Annotated in this window: 15 protein-coding genes; 1 reads left to right on the forward strand and 14 read right to left on the reverse strand. The window is 61.6% G+C overall.

From position 1 onward, the window contains the following. Nucleotides 1–71 precede the first annotated feature (71 nt). From L8K08_RS03490 to L8K08_RS03555, 14 genes are all read right to left on the reverse strand, one after another. Nucleotides 72–398 (reverse strand): hypothetical protein, encoded by a 327-nt coding sequence (locus tag L8K08_RS03490; protein ID WP_242194334.1) that lies wholly within the window; start codon nt 396–398, stop codon nt 72–74. Then, on the reverse strand, nt 395–1,300 hold the full coding sequence (locus L8K08_RS03495; RefSeq protein ID WP_145161785.1) for an alpha/beta hydrolase: 906 nt from the start codon (nt 1,298–1,300) through the stop codon (nt 395–397). Before L8K08_RS03495 ends, L8K08_RS03490 begins: the two co-directional genes overlap by 4 nt. Before the next feature lie 112 nt (nt 1,301–1,412). Then, the gene (locus L8K08_RS03500) at nt 1,413–2,690 is read right to left on the reverse strand and encodes a flavohemoglobin expression-modulating QEGLA motif protein (protein ID WP_106577204.1); all 1,278 of its coding nucleotides are present in this window, start codon (nt 2,688–2,690) and stop codon (nt 1,413–1,415) included. 21 nt (nt 2,691–2,711) lie between these two features. Next, on the reverse strand, nt 2,712–3,272 hold the full coding sequence (locus L8K08_RS03505; protein WP_242194336.1) for a hypothetical protein: 561 nt from the start codon (nt 3,270–3,272) through the stop codon (nt 2,712–2,714). Between the two features lie 128 nt (nt 3,273–3,400). Further along, nucleotides 3,401–4,117, reverse strand: a complete 717-nt coding sequence (locus L8K08_RS03510; RefSeq protein WP_145161779.1) for a TetR family transcriptional regulator — start codon at nt 4,115–4,117, stop codon at nt 3,401–3,403. 152 nt (nt 4,118–4,269) lie between these two features. Continuing rightward, entirely contained in the window at nt 4,270–5,772 is a 1,503-nt protein-coding gene (gene lysS, locus L8K08_RS03515; RefSeq protein ID WP_145161776.1) for a lysine--tRNA ligase, read from the reverse strand. 109 nt (nt 5,773–5,881) lie between these two features. Beyond that, a protein-coding gene (prfB, locus tag L8K08_RS03520; protein ID WP_096236834.1) for a peptide chain release factor 2 occupies nt 5,882–6,977 on the reverse strand; the annotation gives its coding sequence in 2 pieces (ribosomal slippage) (nt 5,882–6,904 and nt 6,906–6,977; 1,095 coding nt in all). Between the two features lie 235 nt (nt 6,978–7,212). Further along, complete coding sequence (locus tag L8K08_RS03525) at nt 7,213–8,214, reverse strand: PleD family two-component system response regulator (protein ID WP_145161774.1); 1,002 nt, start codon at nt 8,212–8,214, stop codon at nt 7,213–7,215. Nucleotides 8,215–8,265: 51 nt separating this feature from the next. After that, the gene (locus tag L8K08_RS03530; RefSeq protein ID WP_242194338.1) at nt 8,266–9,276 is read right to left on the reverse strand and encodes a chemotaxis response regulator protein-glutamate methylesterase; all 1,011 of its coding nucleotides are present in this window, start codon (nt 9,274–9,276) and stop codon (nt 8,266–8,268) included. Then, nucleotides 9,273–11,552, reverse strand: a complete 2,280-nt coding sequence (locus L8K08_RS03535; RefSeq protein WP_242194340.1) for a hybrid sensor histidine kinase/response regulator — start codon at nt 11,550–11,552, stop codon at nt 9,273–9,275. The genes L8K08_RS03530 and L8K08_RS03535 overlap by 4 nt, the downstream gene beginning before the upstream one ends. Then, nucleotides 11,549–12,250 (reverse strand): chemotaxis protein CheW, encoded by a 702-nt coding sequence (locus tag L8K08_RS03540; protein WP_145161758.1) that lies wholly within the window; start codon nt 12,248–12,250, stop codon nt 11,549–11,551. The genes L8K08_RS03535 and L8K08_RS03540 overlap by 4 nt, the downstream gene beginning before the upstream one ends. After that, entirely contained in the window at nt 12,247–13,506 is a 1,260-nt protein-coding gene (locus tag L8K08_RS03545) for a protein-glutamate O-methyltransferase CheR (protein WP_242194342.1), read from the reverse strand. The genes L8K08_RS03540 and L8K08_RS03545 overlap by 4 nt, the downstream gene beginning before the upstream one ends. Continuing rightward, nucleotides 13,503–14,015, reverse strand: a complete 513-nt coding sequence (locus tag L8K08_RS03550) for a chemotaxis protein CheW (RefSeq protein WP_242194344.1) — start codon at nt 14,013–14,015, stop codon at nt 13,503–13,505. The genes L8K08_RS03545 and L8K08_RS03550 overlap by 4 nt, the downstream gene beginning before the upstream one ends. Continuing rightward, nucleotides 14,015–15,637: a methyl-accepting chemotaxis protein gene (locus tag L8K08_RS03555; RefSeq protein WP_242194347.1), complete on the reverse strand. Its 1,623-nt coding sequence runs from the start codon at nt 15,635–15,637 to the stop codon at nt 14,015–14,017. The genes L8K08_RS03550 and L8K08_RS03555 overlap by 1 nt, the downstream gene beginning before the upstream one ends. Nucleotides 15,638–15,984: 347 nt before the next feature. On the opposite strand from L8K08_RS03555, the gene L8K08_RS03560 reads away from it, so the two are divergent. Then, a complete protein-coding gene (locus tag L8K08_RS03560) occupies nt 15,985–17,610 on the forward strand; it encodes a glucan biosynthesis protein D (protein ID WP_242194350.1) in 1,626 nt (541 codons plus the stop codon). Nucleotides 17,611–17,632: the final 22 nt, after the last annotated feature.

Raw genomic sequence — 17,632 nt, forward strand, 5'->3', positions numbered from 1 at the left:
TCATTCAGTGGCTTCTTACGCGATACGGTTCCAGATATTTCCGTGATCATGTGGCTGCGATGAAGCGCAGGTCACTCCTGCAGTTGCGGCGTCTCCTGGCCCATGCAACGCACGGCCTGCTTCTTGTTGTTCACCAGCACGCCGCTCAAGCCTTTTTGTTCGGTATCATACATCACCAACACACCGTCGACGCACTGCGCCACTTGCGCCGCTGGCGTGAGGGAAATTTTGTAGTCCTCGCCCGGCACCGTCTTGAGCAGGGTGAAGTCGCTGAGCAGCAACGCATCTTCCGGCTTGGCGAAGTGAAGGTAGCCGTAATACCACAGGCACCCGACGGTGCCGATGATGGTGCCGACGCCGGTGAGGATCAGCGGGATCATGTTGCGTTCTTCGCTCATTGCGGGCTCTCTGACGTGTCAACGTTAGGGTTCGGGTAGTTGGGGATTTCCCCCAGGCGGCGCAGGCCATTGAAGTGCTGCGGGTCGTCCAGATAACGCAGCATCACGGTTTGCCAGGTCTTGTCGGCAAACGTCTGCACATGGCCGCCACGCGTCAACTGCAACACCCTGGGCGGCGGCGCGGCCTGATACAGGCGAATGCCATTGGCCAGCGGCACGATCGGATCATCCAGGCTATGAAACAGCAGCTTGGGTACGCCGGTCAGTTGCGGCATGGCGTTGATCGCACTGTCAGCGTCGGGCACCAGCCAGGACAGGGGCACTTGAAACGGCCATGTTATCCAGGACGTACTCAGAGCGAATTGTCCTACGTCACGATAACTGGCGGGCACCCCGTCCAATACCAGCGCCTTGAGCTGCGGCTGGCGCTGCGGGTGCGCCGCCAGGTAATGCACAGCGAGCGCGCCACCCAGGCTTTGACCCAACACAATCAACGGTTGACCCTGGGTTTCGGGCGCCTTGTCGATCCAGTTGAACGCCGCATCAATGTCCTGGTAGATCGCCGGCAACGACGGCTTGCCTTCCGACAAACCATACCCGCGGTAGTCCAGCAGCAGCACTTGATAGCCCTGCTCCGGCAGCCACCAACTGCCCCCCAGGTGCCACGCCAGGTTGCCGCCGTTGCCGTGCAAGTGCAGCACCGTGCCTTTGACTGGCACGCCGGATTTGGCCGGCAGCCACCAGGCGTGAAGTTTTACGCCGTCGGCGGTGGTCAGGGTGACGTCGCGGTACTGCAGGTGGGCTTTTTCCGGCGTGAACGGCAGGCCGGGTTCAGGGTAGAACAGCAGCGAACTGCAGCCGTTCAATGTGAGTAGCAGGCAAAGAATGCCGAGGATTCTCATCCGTTGAAGCCTCGTAAGTGGGTTTGAAATCAGTCTTAAGATCAATAGAGATCAAAGGTGGGAGCTGGCTTGCCAGCGTCCACCTTTTGATCCGGTTTTTCAGGACTATCGCCTACAGGATATTCGAGTAATCCGCCTCGATCCGGTCCAGGCTCAAGTGGTTGAGGAAGTTGGAGAAGCACATCCACGCCGCCAGCGCGTTCATGTCGCGAAACTGCTCTGGCAGGTACTTGGGCGGCACCACCAGGCCCTCATCGACCAATTGGCGCAGGGTGCGCATGTCTTCCAGCGTGGTCTTGCCGCAGAACAGCAGCGGCACTTGTTCCAGCTTGCCTTTGCGCACGGCCAGCTGGATGTAGTTGTAGACCATGATAAAGCCCTTGAGGTAGGACAAATCCTTGGTAAACGGCAGACCGGTCGGCGTCGAGCCGCGGAAAACCCGGCTGGCATTGCCGTAGCTTTCGGCCATCTCAAAGCCTTGCTCACGGAAGAATTCGAACACCTGCAGGAAATCGGCGCCCTCCTCGACCATATGGATCGCACGGGTGCGGTTGGTCAATTTGCGCAAGCGGCTCGGGTAGGAGGCGAAGGTGATGATCTCCATCAGAATCGCCAGGCCTTCCTGGGTCACCGTGGACGACGGCGGGCCCTTGGACAGGAAGGTGCAGATCGGCTGGTTCTGACCGTTGAGTGTGGTGCCGACGTGCACCAGGCCTTCATGCACTTCCAGCGCACGCACATCGCGGTCGTTGAACATCGCATCGGCGCGGATCTTGATGTAGTCGGCGCCAGCCGCCGCGTCCGCGACAATCCCGTCGGACTCAAATACGCGGATGGTTTCTTCGGCTTCGCCAAACACCTTGTTCAGGCGGGTTTGCAGCAACGCCACTGCATCCTTGGCGGTGAGGGTCTTGGCTTCGTCCTTGAGGTCGCCACGGCCGTCGATGTTGTTCAGGTAGTCAGACAGCATCAGGCCCAAGTCGGCCAGGGTCGGGTCGCCGGCGTGGAACGCATCGGAAGCGGCGCCATACAGCTCCTGGGAGATCAGACCGAAATCCTCGGTGCCGCGCGCTTCGAGCATGCGCACCACCATGCGGTATTCACGGCACATGCGCCGCATGATCTGCCCCACCGGGCTGAACTGGCCGAGGCGGCGGGTGATGTCGCGCTCGATGTTCTGGAACTCCAGCTTGACTGCACTGGAATCGAACGACAGTGGCCGGTTCAGGTAGTAGTCGCGGTCCACGGCCGGCATCGCCTTGCCCTTGGCCTTGAGGAAACCCTGACGAATGTTCTCGTCCCACTTCACGGCGTCGAGGACGCGAATCGGTGTTTGCGCCAGCACAATGCGATCAGACAAGGTGCGTATCGTCTGCTGGTAATCGTCCACCCGGTGCTTCCTCTTTAAACGTTATTTGCCCGCGCGCTGGTAGCGCACGGCTTCAACGAACACATCGGCATTGGCCGGGTCATCCAGGTAGGCAAACACCTGGTCCATGGAGCTGTCCACCAGCACGCCGGCGCCTTCGACCGTGTCGACGGTGCTGCCGTGCAGCACGTGTTGGCCGATGGCTTGGTGGATCTGCTCAAGGTCGAGGTTGTAGACCACCAATTCAGGCTTTTTGTCGCCCTCGCTTTCAAAGTCAAAGCCGGCGAGGATGAAATGCCCACCCAACTTGTCCGGCAACGGCGCCGACAAATACCAGCGGTTGCCATGGCGCACCACGGTAAACAGGTACTCATCGCGCTGAGCCGGCTTGGCTTTAGGGTAGCTCACGGCTTTATAGCGGTGCTCGCCGACGCGCGTGATCTGCAGGTTAAGCGGCTCGCCCCAGGCATTCTTGCTCGACCAATGGCCAAGCAAGGCGGCCGACGCAGCGTCGCGCGCCGGCAGCGGGTCCTTGAAAGTCACCAGGCAACCGCTGAGCAACAGGAACGACAAGGCGATCAACGCGACATGCCAGGCTTTCATTGCGTACTCCATCAAGTGTCGGAGCTGGCTTGCCTGCGATACAGGCGCCTCGGTGCATCAGGTAATCCAAGGCGATGCTATCGCAGGCAAGCCAGCCCCCACATAAAGCGGATAGCGCACAGGGTGTGCTAGACCGAAGCCAGCACCAAATGCATATAACGCTTGAGGATCTCAAGCATCTCTTCACCGGTCAGAGGCTCTGGGCCGCCAAGCAGGCCCTGATATTCCATCCGACCGATTATCGCCGTCAACACTTTGGCATCCTGTTGCGGCTCGCGAGAACCCAAGACCTGGAAAAACTGCCCGGTGCCCTGCAACAGAATCTGCTGATGGGACCGCACCAGTTGCGCCAGACGCGGGTTGAGCAAGGCTTCCTGGCGAAAGGCCTGCTCGGCCATCAGGTGTTCGCGGCGGTTGGTCAGTTGGCGCATCACGTAGTCGGCGGTGAGCCGCGCAATGTCATCGGCCAATTGCGAGCGCGACTGCGGGCTGCCATCGCCATAGGCGACCATCTCGCGCAGCAGGCCTTCGTTGCGCACCCACAGCTTGCCCATGAAGGCGGCGCTGCGTTCTACGTATTGGGCGAAGGTATCGGTGAGCAGGTCATCGATGTCCTTGAAATAATAGGTGGTGGCCGACAACGGCACGCCCGCCTCTGCCGCCACGGCGCGGTGGCGAACGCCACGTACACCATCGCGCACGACGATGCGCATGGCCGCATCGAGAATATCCTGCCTGCGCTGCTCGCTGCCCCGCCGACTGGCCTTGCGGCCCTGGTACTGAACACTTTCAGCCACGGCAGCAGCAATGCCGGCGGCACCTTCTTGAGCCATTACGCGGTTCACGACAGATCTTCCTTTAAAGGGTGACGCGGAGCGTCACGGGCTGCGTTCCTACGCACAGTGTGGGAACGATCACCTGGCGCCGTTCTCTTGACGGCTGAATACGCCACATAAAAAAGCCGCCTTATAAAAGGCGGCTTCGGATTTCACTACGGTTACGCTTGTGGCCGCATGTGCGGGAACAAGATCACATCGCGGATCGACGGCGAGTTGGTCAACAACATCACCAACCGGTCGATGCCGATACCTTCACCGGCGGTTGGCGGCATGCCGTATTCCAGGGCGCGGACGAAGTCGGCGTCGTAGTGCATCGCCTCGTCGTCGCCAGCGTCCTTGTCGGCCACCTGGGCCATGAAGCGCTCGGCCTGGTCTTCGGCGTCGTTAAGCTCGGAATAAGCGTTGGCGATTTCGCGCCCGCCGATGAACAGCTCGAAACGGTCGGTGACGTTCGGGTTGTCATCGTTGCGACGGGCCAACGGCGACACTTCGAACGGGTACTGGGTAATGAAGTGCGGCTGCTCCAGCTTGTGCTCAACCAGCTCTTCGAAAATCATCACCTGCAATTTGCCCAGGCCTTCGAAGCCCAGCACCTTGGCGCCGGCTTTCTTGGCGATGGCGCGGGCCTTGTCGATGTCGTTCAGGTCATCGGCGGTCAGCTCAGGGTTGTACTTGAGGATCGAATCGAACACCGACAGGCGCACGAACGGCTCGCCGAAGTGGAACACCTTGTCGCCGTACGGCACGTCGGTGCTGCCCAGCACCAGCTGCGCCAGCTCGCGGAACAACTCTTCGGTCAGGTCCATGTTGTCTTCGTAGTCGGCGTAAGCCTGGTAGAACTCCAACATGGTGAATTCTGGGTTGTGACGGGTCGAGACGCCTTCGTTACGGAAGTTGCGGTTGATCTCGAACACCTTTTCGAAGCCGCCAACCACGAGACGCTTGAGGTACAGCTCAGGCGCAATGCGCAGGAACATTTCCATGTCCAGCGCGTTGTGGTGGGTTTCGAACGGCTTGGCTGCGGCACCACCGGGGATGGTTTGCAGCATCGGCGTTTCCACTTCCAGGAAGTCACGCTTCATCAGAAAGCTGCGGATGTGGGCGATGACTTGCGAACGCACGCGGAAGGTCTGGCGCACGTCTTCGTTGACGATCAGGTCAACGTAGCGCTGGCGATAGCGCTGTTCGGTGTCGGTCAGGCCGTGGTGCTTGTCCGGCAGCGGGCGCAAGGATTTGGTCAGCAGGCGCACGCTGGTCATTTCGACGTACAGGTCGCCCTTGCCGGAACGGGCCAGGGTGCCTTCAGCGGCAATGATGTCGCCCATGTCCCAGGTTTTCACCGAGGCCAGGGTTTCTTCCGGCAGGGTTTTACGGTTGACGTAGACCTGGATGCGACCGGTCATGTCCTGGATCACCATGAACGAGCCACGGTTGAGCATGATGCGACCGGCAACCTTGACCGGGATTGCAGCCTCTGCCAGCTCTTCCTTGGTCTTGTCCGCGTATTGCTTCTGCAAGGCATCGCAGTAGTTTTCGCGGCGGAAGTCGTTGGGGAAGGCATTGCCCTTGGCGCGCTCGGCAGCAAGCTTTTCCTTGCGCAGGGCGATCAGGGAGTTTTCTTCCTGTTGCAGGGCTTGCGGGTCGAGTTGTTGGTCGCTCATGTCTTTAAATTTTCCATCAGGTTCGTTGCCCCAGCCTGTGGCTGGGGATCGCGGGCAAGCCCGCTCCCACAGGGATCGAGGGGTGTCAGCCAATCCCGCATTGCATGTATTACAAGCCCGATTTCAGGCTGGCTTCCAGGTATTCGTCAATGTCGCCGTCGAGCACCTTGTCGCAGTCACTGCGTTCGATGTTAGTGCGCAGATCCTTGATCCGCGACGCATCAAGCACATACGAACGGATCTGGTGACCCCAGCCGATATCCGACTTGGTGTCTTCCAGCGCCTGGGAAGCGGCGTTGCGCTTCTGCATTTCCTGCTCGTACAACTTGGCCCGCAGCATTTTCATGGCGGTGTCCTTGTTCGCGTGCTGGGAACGTTCGTTCTGGCAGCTGACCACGGTGTTGGTCGGTACGTGGGTAATACGTACGGCCGAGTCGGTGGTGTTTACGTGCTGACCACCGGCACCGGAGGAGCGATAGGTGTCGATCCGCAGGTCGGCCGGGTTGATCTCGATTTCGACCTTGTCGTCGATCTCTGGCGAGACGAACACCGCCGAGAACGAGGTATGGCGACGGTTGCCGGAGTCGAATGGGCTCTTGCGCACCAGGCGGTGCACGCCGATCTCGGTGCGCAGCCAGCCAAAGGCGTATTCACCCTTGATGTGCACGGTCGCGCCTTTGATGCCAGCGACTTCACCGGCCGACAGCTCCATGATGGTCGCGTCGAAACCGCGTTTGTCAGCCCAGCGCAGGTACATGCGCAACAGGATGTTGGCCCAGTCCTGGGCCTCGGTGCCGCCGGAACCGGCCTGGATGTCCAGGTAGGCGTTGTTCGGGTCCATTTCGTGGCTGAACATGCGGCGGAATTCAAGCTTGGCGAGGTTTTCCTCGAGACGGGCCAGCTCGGCGACGACATCGCCCACTGCGCCTTCGTCGTTTTCTTCGACGGCCATGTCCAGCAGGTCGCGGCAATCGCCCAGACCGGTGTTCAGTTCGTCGAGCGTGTCGACGATCTGTGCCAGCGCAGCGCGCTCGCGGCCCAGTTCCTGGGCGTATTCAGGTTTGTTCCAGACAGCCGGATCTTCAAGCTCGCGATTGACTTCGGTCAGACGCTCATGCTTTTGATCGTAGTCAAAGATACCCCCGAATAGTTTCGGAGCGCTCGGACAGGTCCTTGATGGTGTTAAGGATCGGGTTGATTTCCATGGCGGGCAGCACTCGTTGGCGAACTTTTGAAAGCCGACGAGTATAACGACAAACCAGCGGGAACGGCAGCCCGCTTGGCGAAAAGGCCGGATTTGTACACAATCCAAGCCCCATGAAGATCCAAATATGGGAGGGGCTTGCCCCCGCTGGCAGCCTGTCAGTCAATGATGTTGTGACTGCCCCACCGCTATCGGGGGCTAGCCCCCTCCCACATTGAATGGGGCACGGCCTCAGGTCACTCGATACCGACCTGATTGCGCCCATTGTGCTTGGCCGTGTACAAGCCTTTATCCGCCGCCATGATCAGCTGCCGGCAATCCGTGCCCTGCACCGGCGTCAGGGTCGACAGGCCGATGCTGATGGTCAGGCTCGCGCCTTCGGCCGGGGCAATGTGCGGGATTTTCAGCGCCGCCACGGCCATGCGCAGTTTTTCTGCCACCAGGCGTGCGCCGCCCGGCGAGGTGTTCGGCAGCACCAGCGCAAACTCTTCACCGCCATAACGTGCCGGCAGATCGGAAGGACGACTGCTGGCTTCGCGGATCGTCGCAGCGACTTTGCGCAACGCTTCGTCACCTTCGACATGGCCAAAGCTGTCGTTGTAGGTCTTGAAGAAATCCACATCGATCATCAACAACGACAACTGAGTCTGGTCACGCATGGCACGACGCCATTCCAGCTCAAGGTACTCATCGAAGTGCCGGCGATTGGACAGCCCGGTAAGACCGTCGGAGTTCATCAACCGTTGCAGCACCAGATTGGTGTCCAGCAACTGCTGCTGGCTGACCCGCAGCGCCCGATACGCCGCATCCCGCTGCAACAGCGTCATGTACGAACGCGAGTGATAGCGGATGCGCGCCACCAGCTCGATGTTGTCCGGCAGCTTGACCAAATAGTCGTTGGCGCCGGCCGCGAACGCCGCGCTCTTGATCAGCGGGTCTTCCTTGGTCGACAGCACGATGATCGGGATATTCGCGGTGGCCGGATGGTTGCGGTATTCACGCACCAGCGTCAGGCCATCAAGGCCCGGCATGACCAGATCCTGCAGGATCACCGTGGGCTTGATGCGAATTGCCTGGGCAATCGCCTGATGCGGGTCGGCGCAAAAGTGGAAGTCGATGTTTTCCTCATGGGCCAGGCCGCGCCGCACCGCTTCGCCGATCATGGCCTGGTCGTCGACCAGCAACACCATGGCGGCATTTTCGTCGGTCTTGATGTCGTCGATCTGTAAATCATTCATGTGCAGTCACCTGAATTACTTTCCTGCATGCCGGCACCGCGGAGGGTTTGATCATTTTGCAAAGACCTCCAGCAATCGGGGCGCAATTCTGTCCAGTGGGCGAATTTCAACAGCGGCATCAATGGCCGCCGCCGCTTTGGGCATGCCATACACCGCCGAGCTGTGTTGATCCTGGGCGATGGTCAAATATCCTTGTTCACGCAGCAATTTGAGCCCCTGGGCGCCGTCGCGACCCATGCCGGTCAGCAATACGCCGACGGCATCGCCGTTCCAATGGCTGGCGACGCTTTCAAAAAACACGTCGATGGAAGGCCGGTAAATCTCGTTAACCGGCTCTGCGGTATAGGCCAGCGTGCCGTTTTTCAACAGGCGGATGTGGTGGTTGGTGCCGGCCAGCAAGACCACACCGCTTTGTGGCGGCTCGCCCTCACGCGCCAGGCGCACCGGCAGGCCGGACGCGCTGCTCAGCCACTCGGCCATGCCCGCGGCGAACACCTGATCCACATGCTGCACCAGCACGATGGCCGCCGAAAAGTCCCGTGGCAAACCCTTGAGCAGGATTTCCAGGGCAGCCGGCCCGCCGGCCGACGAACCAATCGCCACCAGGCTTTGACGTTTGCCGGTGCCGCGCTGGGGCGCCGTTTCGGTGCGCACCCGGCTGCCGCGCTGGCCGACCAGCCAGCCAATATTGAGGATTTTGCGCAGCAACGGCGCCGCCGCATCCTTGGCGTTGCCAACGCCCAGCGCCGGCGTATCCACCACATCCAGGGCGCCATGGCCCATGGCTTCGAACACGCGGCTGACATTGGCCTGGCGGTCCACGGTGACGATCACGATCGGGCACGGGGTCTCGGCCATGATCCGCCGCGTAGCCTCCACGCCATCCATCACCGGCATGATCAGGTCCATCAGGATCAGGTCCGGGACCACCTCGGCGCAGTGCTGCACGGCTTCCAGACCGTTGCTGGCCACCCACACCACCTGGTGCGCGGGTTCAAAACTCAAGGCGCGACGCAAGGCCTCCACCGCCATGGGCATGTCATTGACGATCGCAATCCTCATGCCCGTGCGCCCCCGATCAGTTCCATCACGGCGTCCAGCAAGGCATCGTCATGGAAACTGGCTTTAGCTAAATAATAGTCGGCGCCGGCATCCAGTCCACGACGCCGGTCTTCTTCGCGATCCTTGTACGACACCACCATCACCGGCAACGATTGCAGGCGACTGTCACGGCGCAAGAGTGTGACCAATTCAATACCGTCCATGCGAGGCATATCAATGTCAGTGATGAGCAGGTCGAAGTCTTCGGAACGCAACGCGTTCCAGCCATCCATGCCATCGACCGCGACAGCCACTTCATAACCGCGATTAAGTAACAATTTGCGTTGCAGCTCACGCACGGTGAGCGAGTCGTCCACCACCAGCACGCGTTTACGCGGTGCCTCGGTGGCCTGCTGGCTACGCCGGGCGATGCGTTCCAGGCGGCCGGTATTGAGCAGCTTGTCCACCGAACGCAGCATGTCTTCAACGTCGACGATCAACACCACCGAACCGTCGTCCAGCAAGGCGCCGGCAGAAATATCCTGAACCTTGCCGAGGCGATCATCCAGCGGCAACACCACCAGCGTGCGCTCGCCGATAAAGCGCTCCACCGCGATGCCATACACCGCATCGCGCTCGCGAATCACCACGACTTTAAGCGTCTCCTCATTGCTCTGCCCCGGCGGGCGCTGCAGCAACTGGCTGGCGGCGACCAGGCCGACGTGGCGGCCCTCGTGCCAGAAATGCTGGCGGCCTTCCAGTTGCACGATGTCATCGGGGGCCAGGTCGCACATGCGTTCGATGTGCGCCAGCGGGAACGCATAGGCTTCCTCGCCGACTTCCACCACCAGGCTGCGCACCACCGACAGGGTCAGCGGCACCTCAAGGTGGAAGCGGCTGCCGCGCCCCGCCGTCTGCTCCAGCACCACCGCGCCGCGCAGTTGGCGCACCATATGCTGCACCGCATCCAGGCCGACGCCGCGCCCGGACACTTCGGTGACCTTGTCGCGCAGGCTGAACCCCGGCAGAAACAGGAACGTCAGCAGTTCTTCTTCACTCAGGCGCTGAGCGGTTTCCAGTGGCGACAGGTGCCGGTCGACGATGGTGCCGCGCAGGCGCTCAAGATCGACGCCGTTGCCGTCGTCGCTCAACTCCAGCACCAGCAAACCTGCCTGGTGCGAGGCGCGCAGGCGGATCAGGCCCTCGGCCGGCTTACCGGCCAGCATGCGCTGCTCGGGCATTTCGATACCGTGATCGACGGCATTGCGTAAGAGGTGCGTGAGCGGTGCTTCGAGCTTTTCCAGTACGTCGCGGTCAACCTGGGTTTTTTCGCCTTCGATTTCCAGGCGCACTTGCTTGCCAAGGCTGCGGCCCAGGTCGCGGACCATACGCACTTGACCGGCCAGTACATCGGCAAACGGGCGCATGCGGCAGGCCAGCGCGGTGTCGTAAAGCACTTGGGCACGCTGCCCGGCCTGCCAGCCGAACTCGTCCAGCTCGGCGGTTTTTTCCGCCAGCAAGGCTTGGGCTTCGCTTAACAGACGCCGGGTGTCGGCCAGCGCTTCCTGGGCTTCGAGGTTCAAATCCAGGGCCTTGAGCTGGCCGTCCAATGTGTCCAGGGCGCGGGCGCTGTTGCTTTGAATGCGTTTGAGGCGCTGCATGCTCGCCAGGTAAGGCTTGAGCCGCTGGGTTTCCACCAGGGATTTACTCGACAGGTCGAGCAGGCTGTTCAAGCGCTCGGCGGTGACCCGCAGCACACGTTCGCCGCCTTCGGTCATGCGTTTGTTCTGGCGTGGCGGCTCGCTGGTCACGGGCGGCGCAGGCTCGGGTTCCGGCGGCGGCTCTTCGATAATCGGCGCCGGTGCAGATTGCGCAGGCGGCGGTGGCGCGATTTTGGCGGTCGGCTGCGACGGATCGAGCAAGCGCTCCATCAACGCCACATAAGCCTGGATATCCGCCGGGCCAACGTCGTTGCCGGGCGTGGCGATGCGCATCAGCAGGTCGGTGCCTTGCAGCAACGCGTCGATATGTTCGGGTTGCAAGTACAGGCGGCTTTCCTGGGCGCTGACCAGGCAATCCTCCATGACGTGGGCCACGCTGACCCCAGCGTCCACCCCGACAATCCGCGCCGCGCCCTTGAGCGAATGCGCGGCGCGCATGCACGCCTCCAACTGGTCGGCCTGGGTCGGGTTGCGCTCAAGCGCCAGCAGGCCGGCGCTCAGCACCTGGGTTTGCGCATCGGCTTCCAGGCTGAACAGCTCCAGCAGCGAGGCATCGCGCATCTGCTCGGGGGTCATGAGAGGCTCCGGGTCACGGCGGACAACAATTGCGCCTCGTCCAGCCAACGCAGGCTGCGGCCTTTCCACTGCAACACGCCCTGGGTGAAGCGCGCACTCGCCTGGGTGCCAGAGGCCGATGCGGCCTTCAAGGTACGCTCGTCGATGGCGTGGATGCCGTCGACTTCATCGACCGGCACCACGACCGGGCCGTCCTGCGCGGCGATGATCAACATGCGCGGCATGATGCGCCCGCCACTGGCACCGTTGCTGGTCGCGTCCAACCCCAGCAGCTCCACCAACGACAGGCATGCCACCAAGGCGCCACGCACATTGGCCACGCCAAGCAGCGCCCGGGAACGCTGGTGCGGCAGCGAATGAATCGGTTGCAGCGGCGCCACTTCGACCAGGCACCGGGTGGCGATGCCCAGCCATTCCTCGCCAAGACGGAACATCAACAAGGAACGGGTAACGATGTCTTCGTCGAGTTCAGCCACGGCATAGGCGCGCTCACCGCCCTGCTGCAAGGCGTAACGGTCGAGCAAACGGGTGGCGGCGGCGGAATACACCGAGCAGTTGCGGCAGTGAATATGCTCCGCCAGCAGCGGGCAGGACTTGTCGCCATGGATGCCGATGCGGTTCCAGCAGTCGTCAATGGCATGGGTGTCGGCCAGGGTCAGGTCCAGGCTTGCGGTGTTGAGCGCGTCGGTGCTACTCATCGTTTGGACTCACTGTCAGCTCGCTCGCTACGCGCGGCCCGCGCCTGCAAACGGCGCGCCCCCGCACTGTCGCCCTGGGACTCAAGCAACGCCGCCAGGTGCATCAAGGCCTGCGGGTGCTGCGGTTCCAGGTACAAGGCTTTTCGATAATAGCCCTGGGCTTCCAGGGCGCTGCCGGCCACATCGCTGAGCAGCCCCAGCCAATAAAACACCTGGGCGGCCGGCGGATGGTTACTCAAATACTGCTCACAGGCGGCGCGGGCTTCGGCGCTCTTGCCTTCATTGGCCAGCGTGGCGATACGGCCGAGCAAGTCGCCGGCATCCGTCTGCGGCGCCTTGATCGGCACCACCTGCGCGCTGACCGTGCTGAACGGCCGCGGCTTGACCGGAATCGGTGCGGCACTGCGCTGCGGAACCGGCGCAGGCACGGGCACGAATACCGGTTCAGGCTTGATCGGCTCGACGTGCCGACTGAAGGCAAAAGATTGCGGTATGCCAATCGAGCGCATGCCATGGCGCCCCAACAGGCTGCCTTCGGCCGGACCGATAAACAGCACGCCGTCCTGATGAGTCAGGCCCTTGAGCACATCAAAGACTTGCTTTTGGGTCGGCTGGTCAAAGTAGATCAGCAAGTTGCGGCAAAACACGAAGTCGTAGCTCGGCTCATTGGCCAGCAGGCCCGGATCGAGCAGGTTGCCGACTTGCAGGCGCACTTGTTCGCGCACCCGGTCGGCGATGCGAAAACCGTCGGCCTCCTCGGTGAAATGGCGCTCGCGAAAGTCGATGTCGCTGCCGCGAAACGAATTCTTGCCATACACGCCACGCTTGGCGCGCTCCACCGACAATGGGCTGACATCCAGGCCCAGCACCTTGAACTGATGCGGCGCCAGGCCCGCATCTAGCAGGGCCATGGCAATCGAATACGGCTCTTCGCCGGTGGAACACGGCAAGCTCAGAATACGCAGCGCGCGCATCTGCTTGATCTCGGCCAGCCGCGCCTTGGCCAGCCGCGCCAGGGTGGCAAAGGATTCGGGGTAACGGAAAAACCAGGTCTCGGGCACGATCACGGCTTCGATCAGCGCCTGCTGCTCATCACGCGAGCTCTGCAGATGCCTCCAGTAAGCCTCTGGCGTCTGCGCCTGCACAATCTGGCTGCGCTGGCGCACCGCGCGCTCGATGATCGCCTCGCCCACAGACGCGACGTCCAGGCCGATGCGTTCCTTCAAGAAGGCAAAGAAGCGCGGGTCGTTGCTCATAGACTCAGCTCGGCAGAAAACAGCGAGGTACGCACGGGCTCGGTGAGCAGTTCGTTGACACCAATCCATTGCATCAAGCCCAAGGCGTCCTCACGCACCAGCCCCAGGTAGGGTGCCTCGCGATTGTCCAGGCCATACGGCTTGAACTCCCCAAGGCCGCAGCGCAGGGTGTCGGTGGCCTGTTCCAGGATCAGCCCCAGCCAGCGCGCTTCAACCCACGGTTGCGGCTGGTAGTTGACCAGCACCAACCGCGTACTGGTGCGGGCTTGGGCCGGCGTGCCGAAGGTCAGCGCACACAGGTCGATCACCGGCACCAGCGCGCCACGGTGGGCAAAAATCCCCGCCACCCAGACCGGCGCATGTGCGATGGGTTTGAGCGGCAGGCGCGGCAGCACCTCGGCCACTTCCGTGGCTTTGAGGGCATAACGTTCGCCGCCGATGTGAAACACCAGAAACAACGCCTTTTTCGCTGCCGGGACGGCGCCGCGTTTAGCCGCGAGGTCGCTCATCAGACTTTGAAACGCGACACGCCGCTGCGCAGACCGACCGCAACCTGGCTCAATTCATCAATGGCAAAGCTGGCCTGGCGCAGGGATTCGACGGTCTGGCTGCTGGCATCGCCCAGTTGCACCAGTGCGTGGTTGATCTGCTCGGCACCGGTGGCCTGGGCCTGCATGCCTTCGTTGACCATCAACACGCGTGGCGCCAACGCCTGCACTTGATGAATGATCTGCGACAGCTGCTCGCCCACTTGCTGCACTTCGAACATGCCGCGGCGCACTTCCTCGGAGAATTTGTCCATGCCCATTACGCCGGCCGACACCGCCGACTGAATCTCGCGCACCATCTGCTCGATGTCGTAGGTGGCCACGGCGGTCTGGTCGGCCAGGCGCCGCACTTCGGTGGCAACCACGGCGAAACCGCGGCCGTATTCACCGGCCTTTTCGGCCTCGATGGCAGCGTTGAGCGACAACAGGTTGGTCTGGTCGGCGACCTTGACGATGGTCACCACCACTTGGTTGATGTTGCCGGCCTTCTCATTGAGGATCGCCAATTTGGCATTGACCAGGTCGGCGGCGCCCATCACCGAGTGCATGGTTTCTTCCATGCGCGCCAGGCCCTGTTGGCCAGAACCGGCAGCGACCGAGGCCTGGTCGGCAGCGGTGGACACTTCGGTCATGGTACGCACCAGGTCCTTGGACGTGGCGGCGATCTCGCGCGACGTTGCGCCGATCTCGGTGGTCGTTGCCGCGGTTTCGGTGGCGGTGGCCTGTTGCTGCTTGGAGGTGGCGGCAATTTCGGTGACCGAGGTGGTGACCTGCACCGACGAGCGCTGGGCCTGGGACACCAGGGCTGTCAGCTCGGTCATCATGTCGTTGAAACCGGTTTCGACGGCGCCGAATTCGTCCTTGCGCTCCAGGTTCAGGCGCTTGCTCAAATCGCCGTCACGCATGGTGCCGAGGATCGCCACGATGCGCTGCATCGGCGCCATGATGGCGCGCATCAACAGCAGGCCACACAGGCCGGCGGCGAGAATGGCCAGGGCCAGCGACACGAACATGCTGACTTTGGCAGCCGACACCGCGTCATCAATCGCCGTGGTTGCACGGTCGGCGACGTCTTTGTTCTCGGTAATGATGTCGTTGAGCTTCATGCGTCCTGCCGTCCAGGCGGGCGTCAGGTTGGCGTTGAATTCCTTGCGTGCAGCAACCAGGTCATTGCGCTGCAGGGCGTCGAGCACGATGGCCAGGCTCTTGTTATAGGCCTGGTGCAGGGCTTCGAACTTGTCGAACTCGGACTGGTCATCGCGACCGTTGATGGTGTGCTGGTAGTTGGCCATCTGCTCCCGGACACGCCCTTCAAATGACTTGAAGTCAGCCCTGTCGGCGTCGGTCAGGCCCTTGTCGTCACGCAGACCGAGCAATGCCAGGGTTTGCAGGTAGCTGTCGACCCAGGCACTGCGGATCATCGAGCTCAGATAAACCCCCGGCACCGCGTCATCGCGGACAGCCGTCTCGCTGACCTCAATCTTCAGCAACCGTGAATAAGAGACCACAACCATTGACAGCATGATCGCGATAATGACCGCAAAGCTCGCCAAAATCCGTTGGCGCAAGGTCCAGTTCTTCACAGTAATTCCTCGAAGGGCCATTCAAATGGAGGGGAGTATAGCTGAGCGGATGGCCTCATTTATCAATGGGATTTGATGTAGCGTGCACAGAATGCAAATAAATGTGGGAGGCGCTTTCCCCCGATGGCGGTGAGCCAGCTAGCGATAAGCTGACTGATACATAACTTGTTTCACATGCAAGGCCATCACGCCGCCATCAATCAATTTTCCTGCGTCGCCGAACCGCTTAAGCTATCCGGCGTCTGTTTATAGTCCGTTGCGTTTGGCCGAAGGCATGTCCGAACCGTTATTTCTGATCCAGCACGTGCCAGGAACGGCGCGGGATTTGCTCACGACAGGTTGTCTCTATGCACCGCAGGAATTTGCTTAAAGCGTCCATGGCCATTGCGGCTTACACCGGTTTATCGGCCAGTGGCCTGCTGGCCGCGCAGGCCTGGGCCGGTAACCGTGCCGCCGATGGCAAGGCCGTGGCGTTTGACTTTGAAACACTCAAAGCCCAGGCCAAACAGCTCGCCGGCACCGCGTATAAAGACACCAGGCAGGTGCTGCCGCCGACCCTGGCAAACATGACGCCGCAGAATTTCAATGCCATCGGCTACGACGGCAACCATTCGCTGTGGAAGGAATTGAACGGCCAACTCGACGTGCAGTTCTTCCACGTCGGCATGGGTTTCAAGACGCCGGTGCGCATGCACAGCGTCGACCCCAAGACCCGTGAAGCCCGCGAGGTGCATTTCCGCCCGTCGTTGTTCAACTATGAAAAGACCACGGTAGACACCAAGCAACTGACCGGCGACTTGGGTTTCTCCGGTTTCAAGCTGTTCAAGGCGCCGGAGCTGGATCGCCATGACGTGCTGTCGTTCCTTGGCGCCAGCTACTTCCGTGCGGTGGATTCCACCGGCCAGTACGGCCTTTCCGCACGCGGCCTGGCGATTGATACCTACGCGAAAAAACGCGAAGAATTCCCCGACTTTACGCAGTTCTGGTTCGAAACCCCGGCCAAGGACGCCACGCGTTTTGTGGTCTATGCCCTGCTCGACTCGCCGAGCGCTACCGGTGCCTACCGCTTCGACATTGATTGCCAGGCCACTCAGGTGGTGATGGCCATCGACGCGAACATCAATGCGCGCACCGCCATCGAACAATTGGGTATCGCGGCGATGACCAGCATGTTCAGTTGCGGCACCGTTGAGCGCCGCATGTGCGACACCATCCACCCGCAGATCCACGATTCCGACCGCCTGGCGATGTGGCGCGGCAATGGCGAGTGGATCTGCCGCCCGCTGAACAACCCGGCCACACTGCAATTCAACGCGTTCGCCGACACCGACCCGAAAGGCTTTGGCCTGGTGCAGACCGACCATGAGTTCGCCAGCTACCAGGACACCGTCGACTGGTACAGCAAGCGCCCAAGCCTGTGGGTTGAACCGACGACTGCATGGGGCGAAGGCTCGATCGACCTGTTGGAAATCCCCACCACCGGCGAAACCCTGGACAACATCGTGGCCTTCTGGACCCCGAAAAAGCCCGTGGCCGCCGGCGACTCACTCAACTATGGCTACAAGCTGTACTGGAGCGCATTGCCACCCGTGAGCACACCGCTGGCGCAAGTCGATGCCACCCGTTCAGGCATGGGCGGCTTTACCGAAGGTTGGGCACCGGGCGAGCACTATCCCGAAGTGTGGGCGCGCCGCTTTGCCGTGGACTTCAAGGGCGGCGGCCTGGACCGTCTGCCGGCCGGCACCGGCATCGAGCCTGTGGTGACTTGCTCTCACGGTGAAGTGAAAGACTTCGGCGTGCTGGTGCTCGACAACATCAAGGGCTACCGCATTCTGTTCGATTGGTACCCGACCAGCGACAGCGTGGAGCCGGTGGAATTGCGGCTGTTTATCCGCACCCAGGACCGCACCTTGAGTGAAACCTGGCTGTACCAGTACTTCCCGCCTGCACCGGACAAGCGCAAGTACACCTGACCCACAAAGTGGGGGCTGGCTA

The organism is Pseudomonas sp. TREG-RG-20F-10-E-6-01, from assembly GCF_022662455.1.
Classification (GTDB): Bacteria; Pseudomonadota; Gammaproteobacteria; order Pseudomonadales; family Pseudomonadaceae; genus Aquipseudomonas.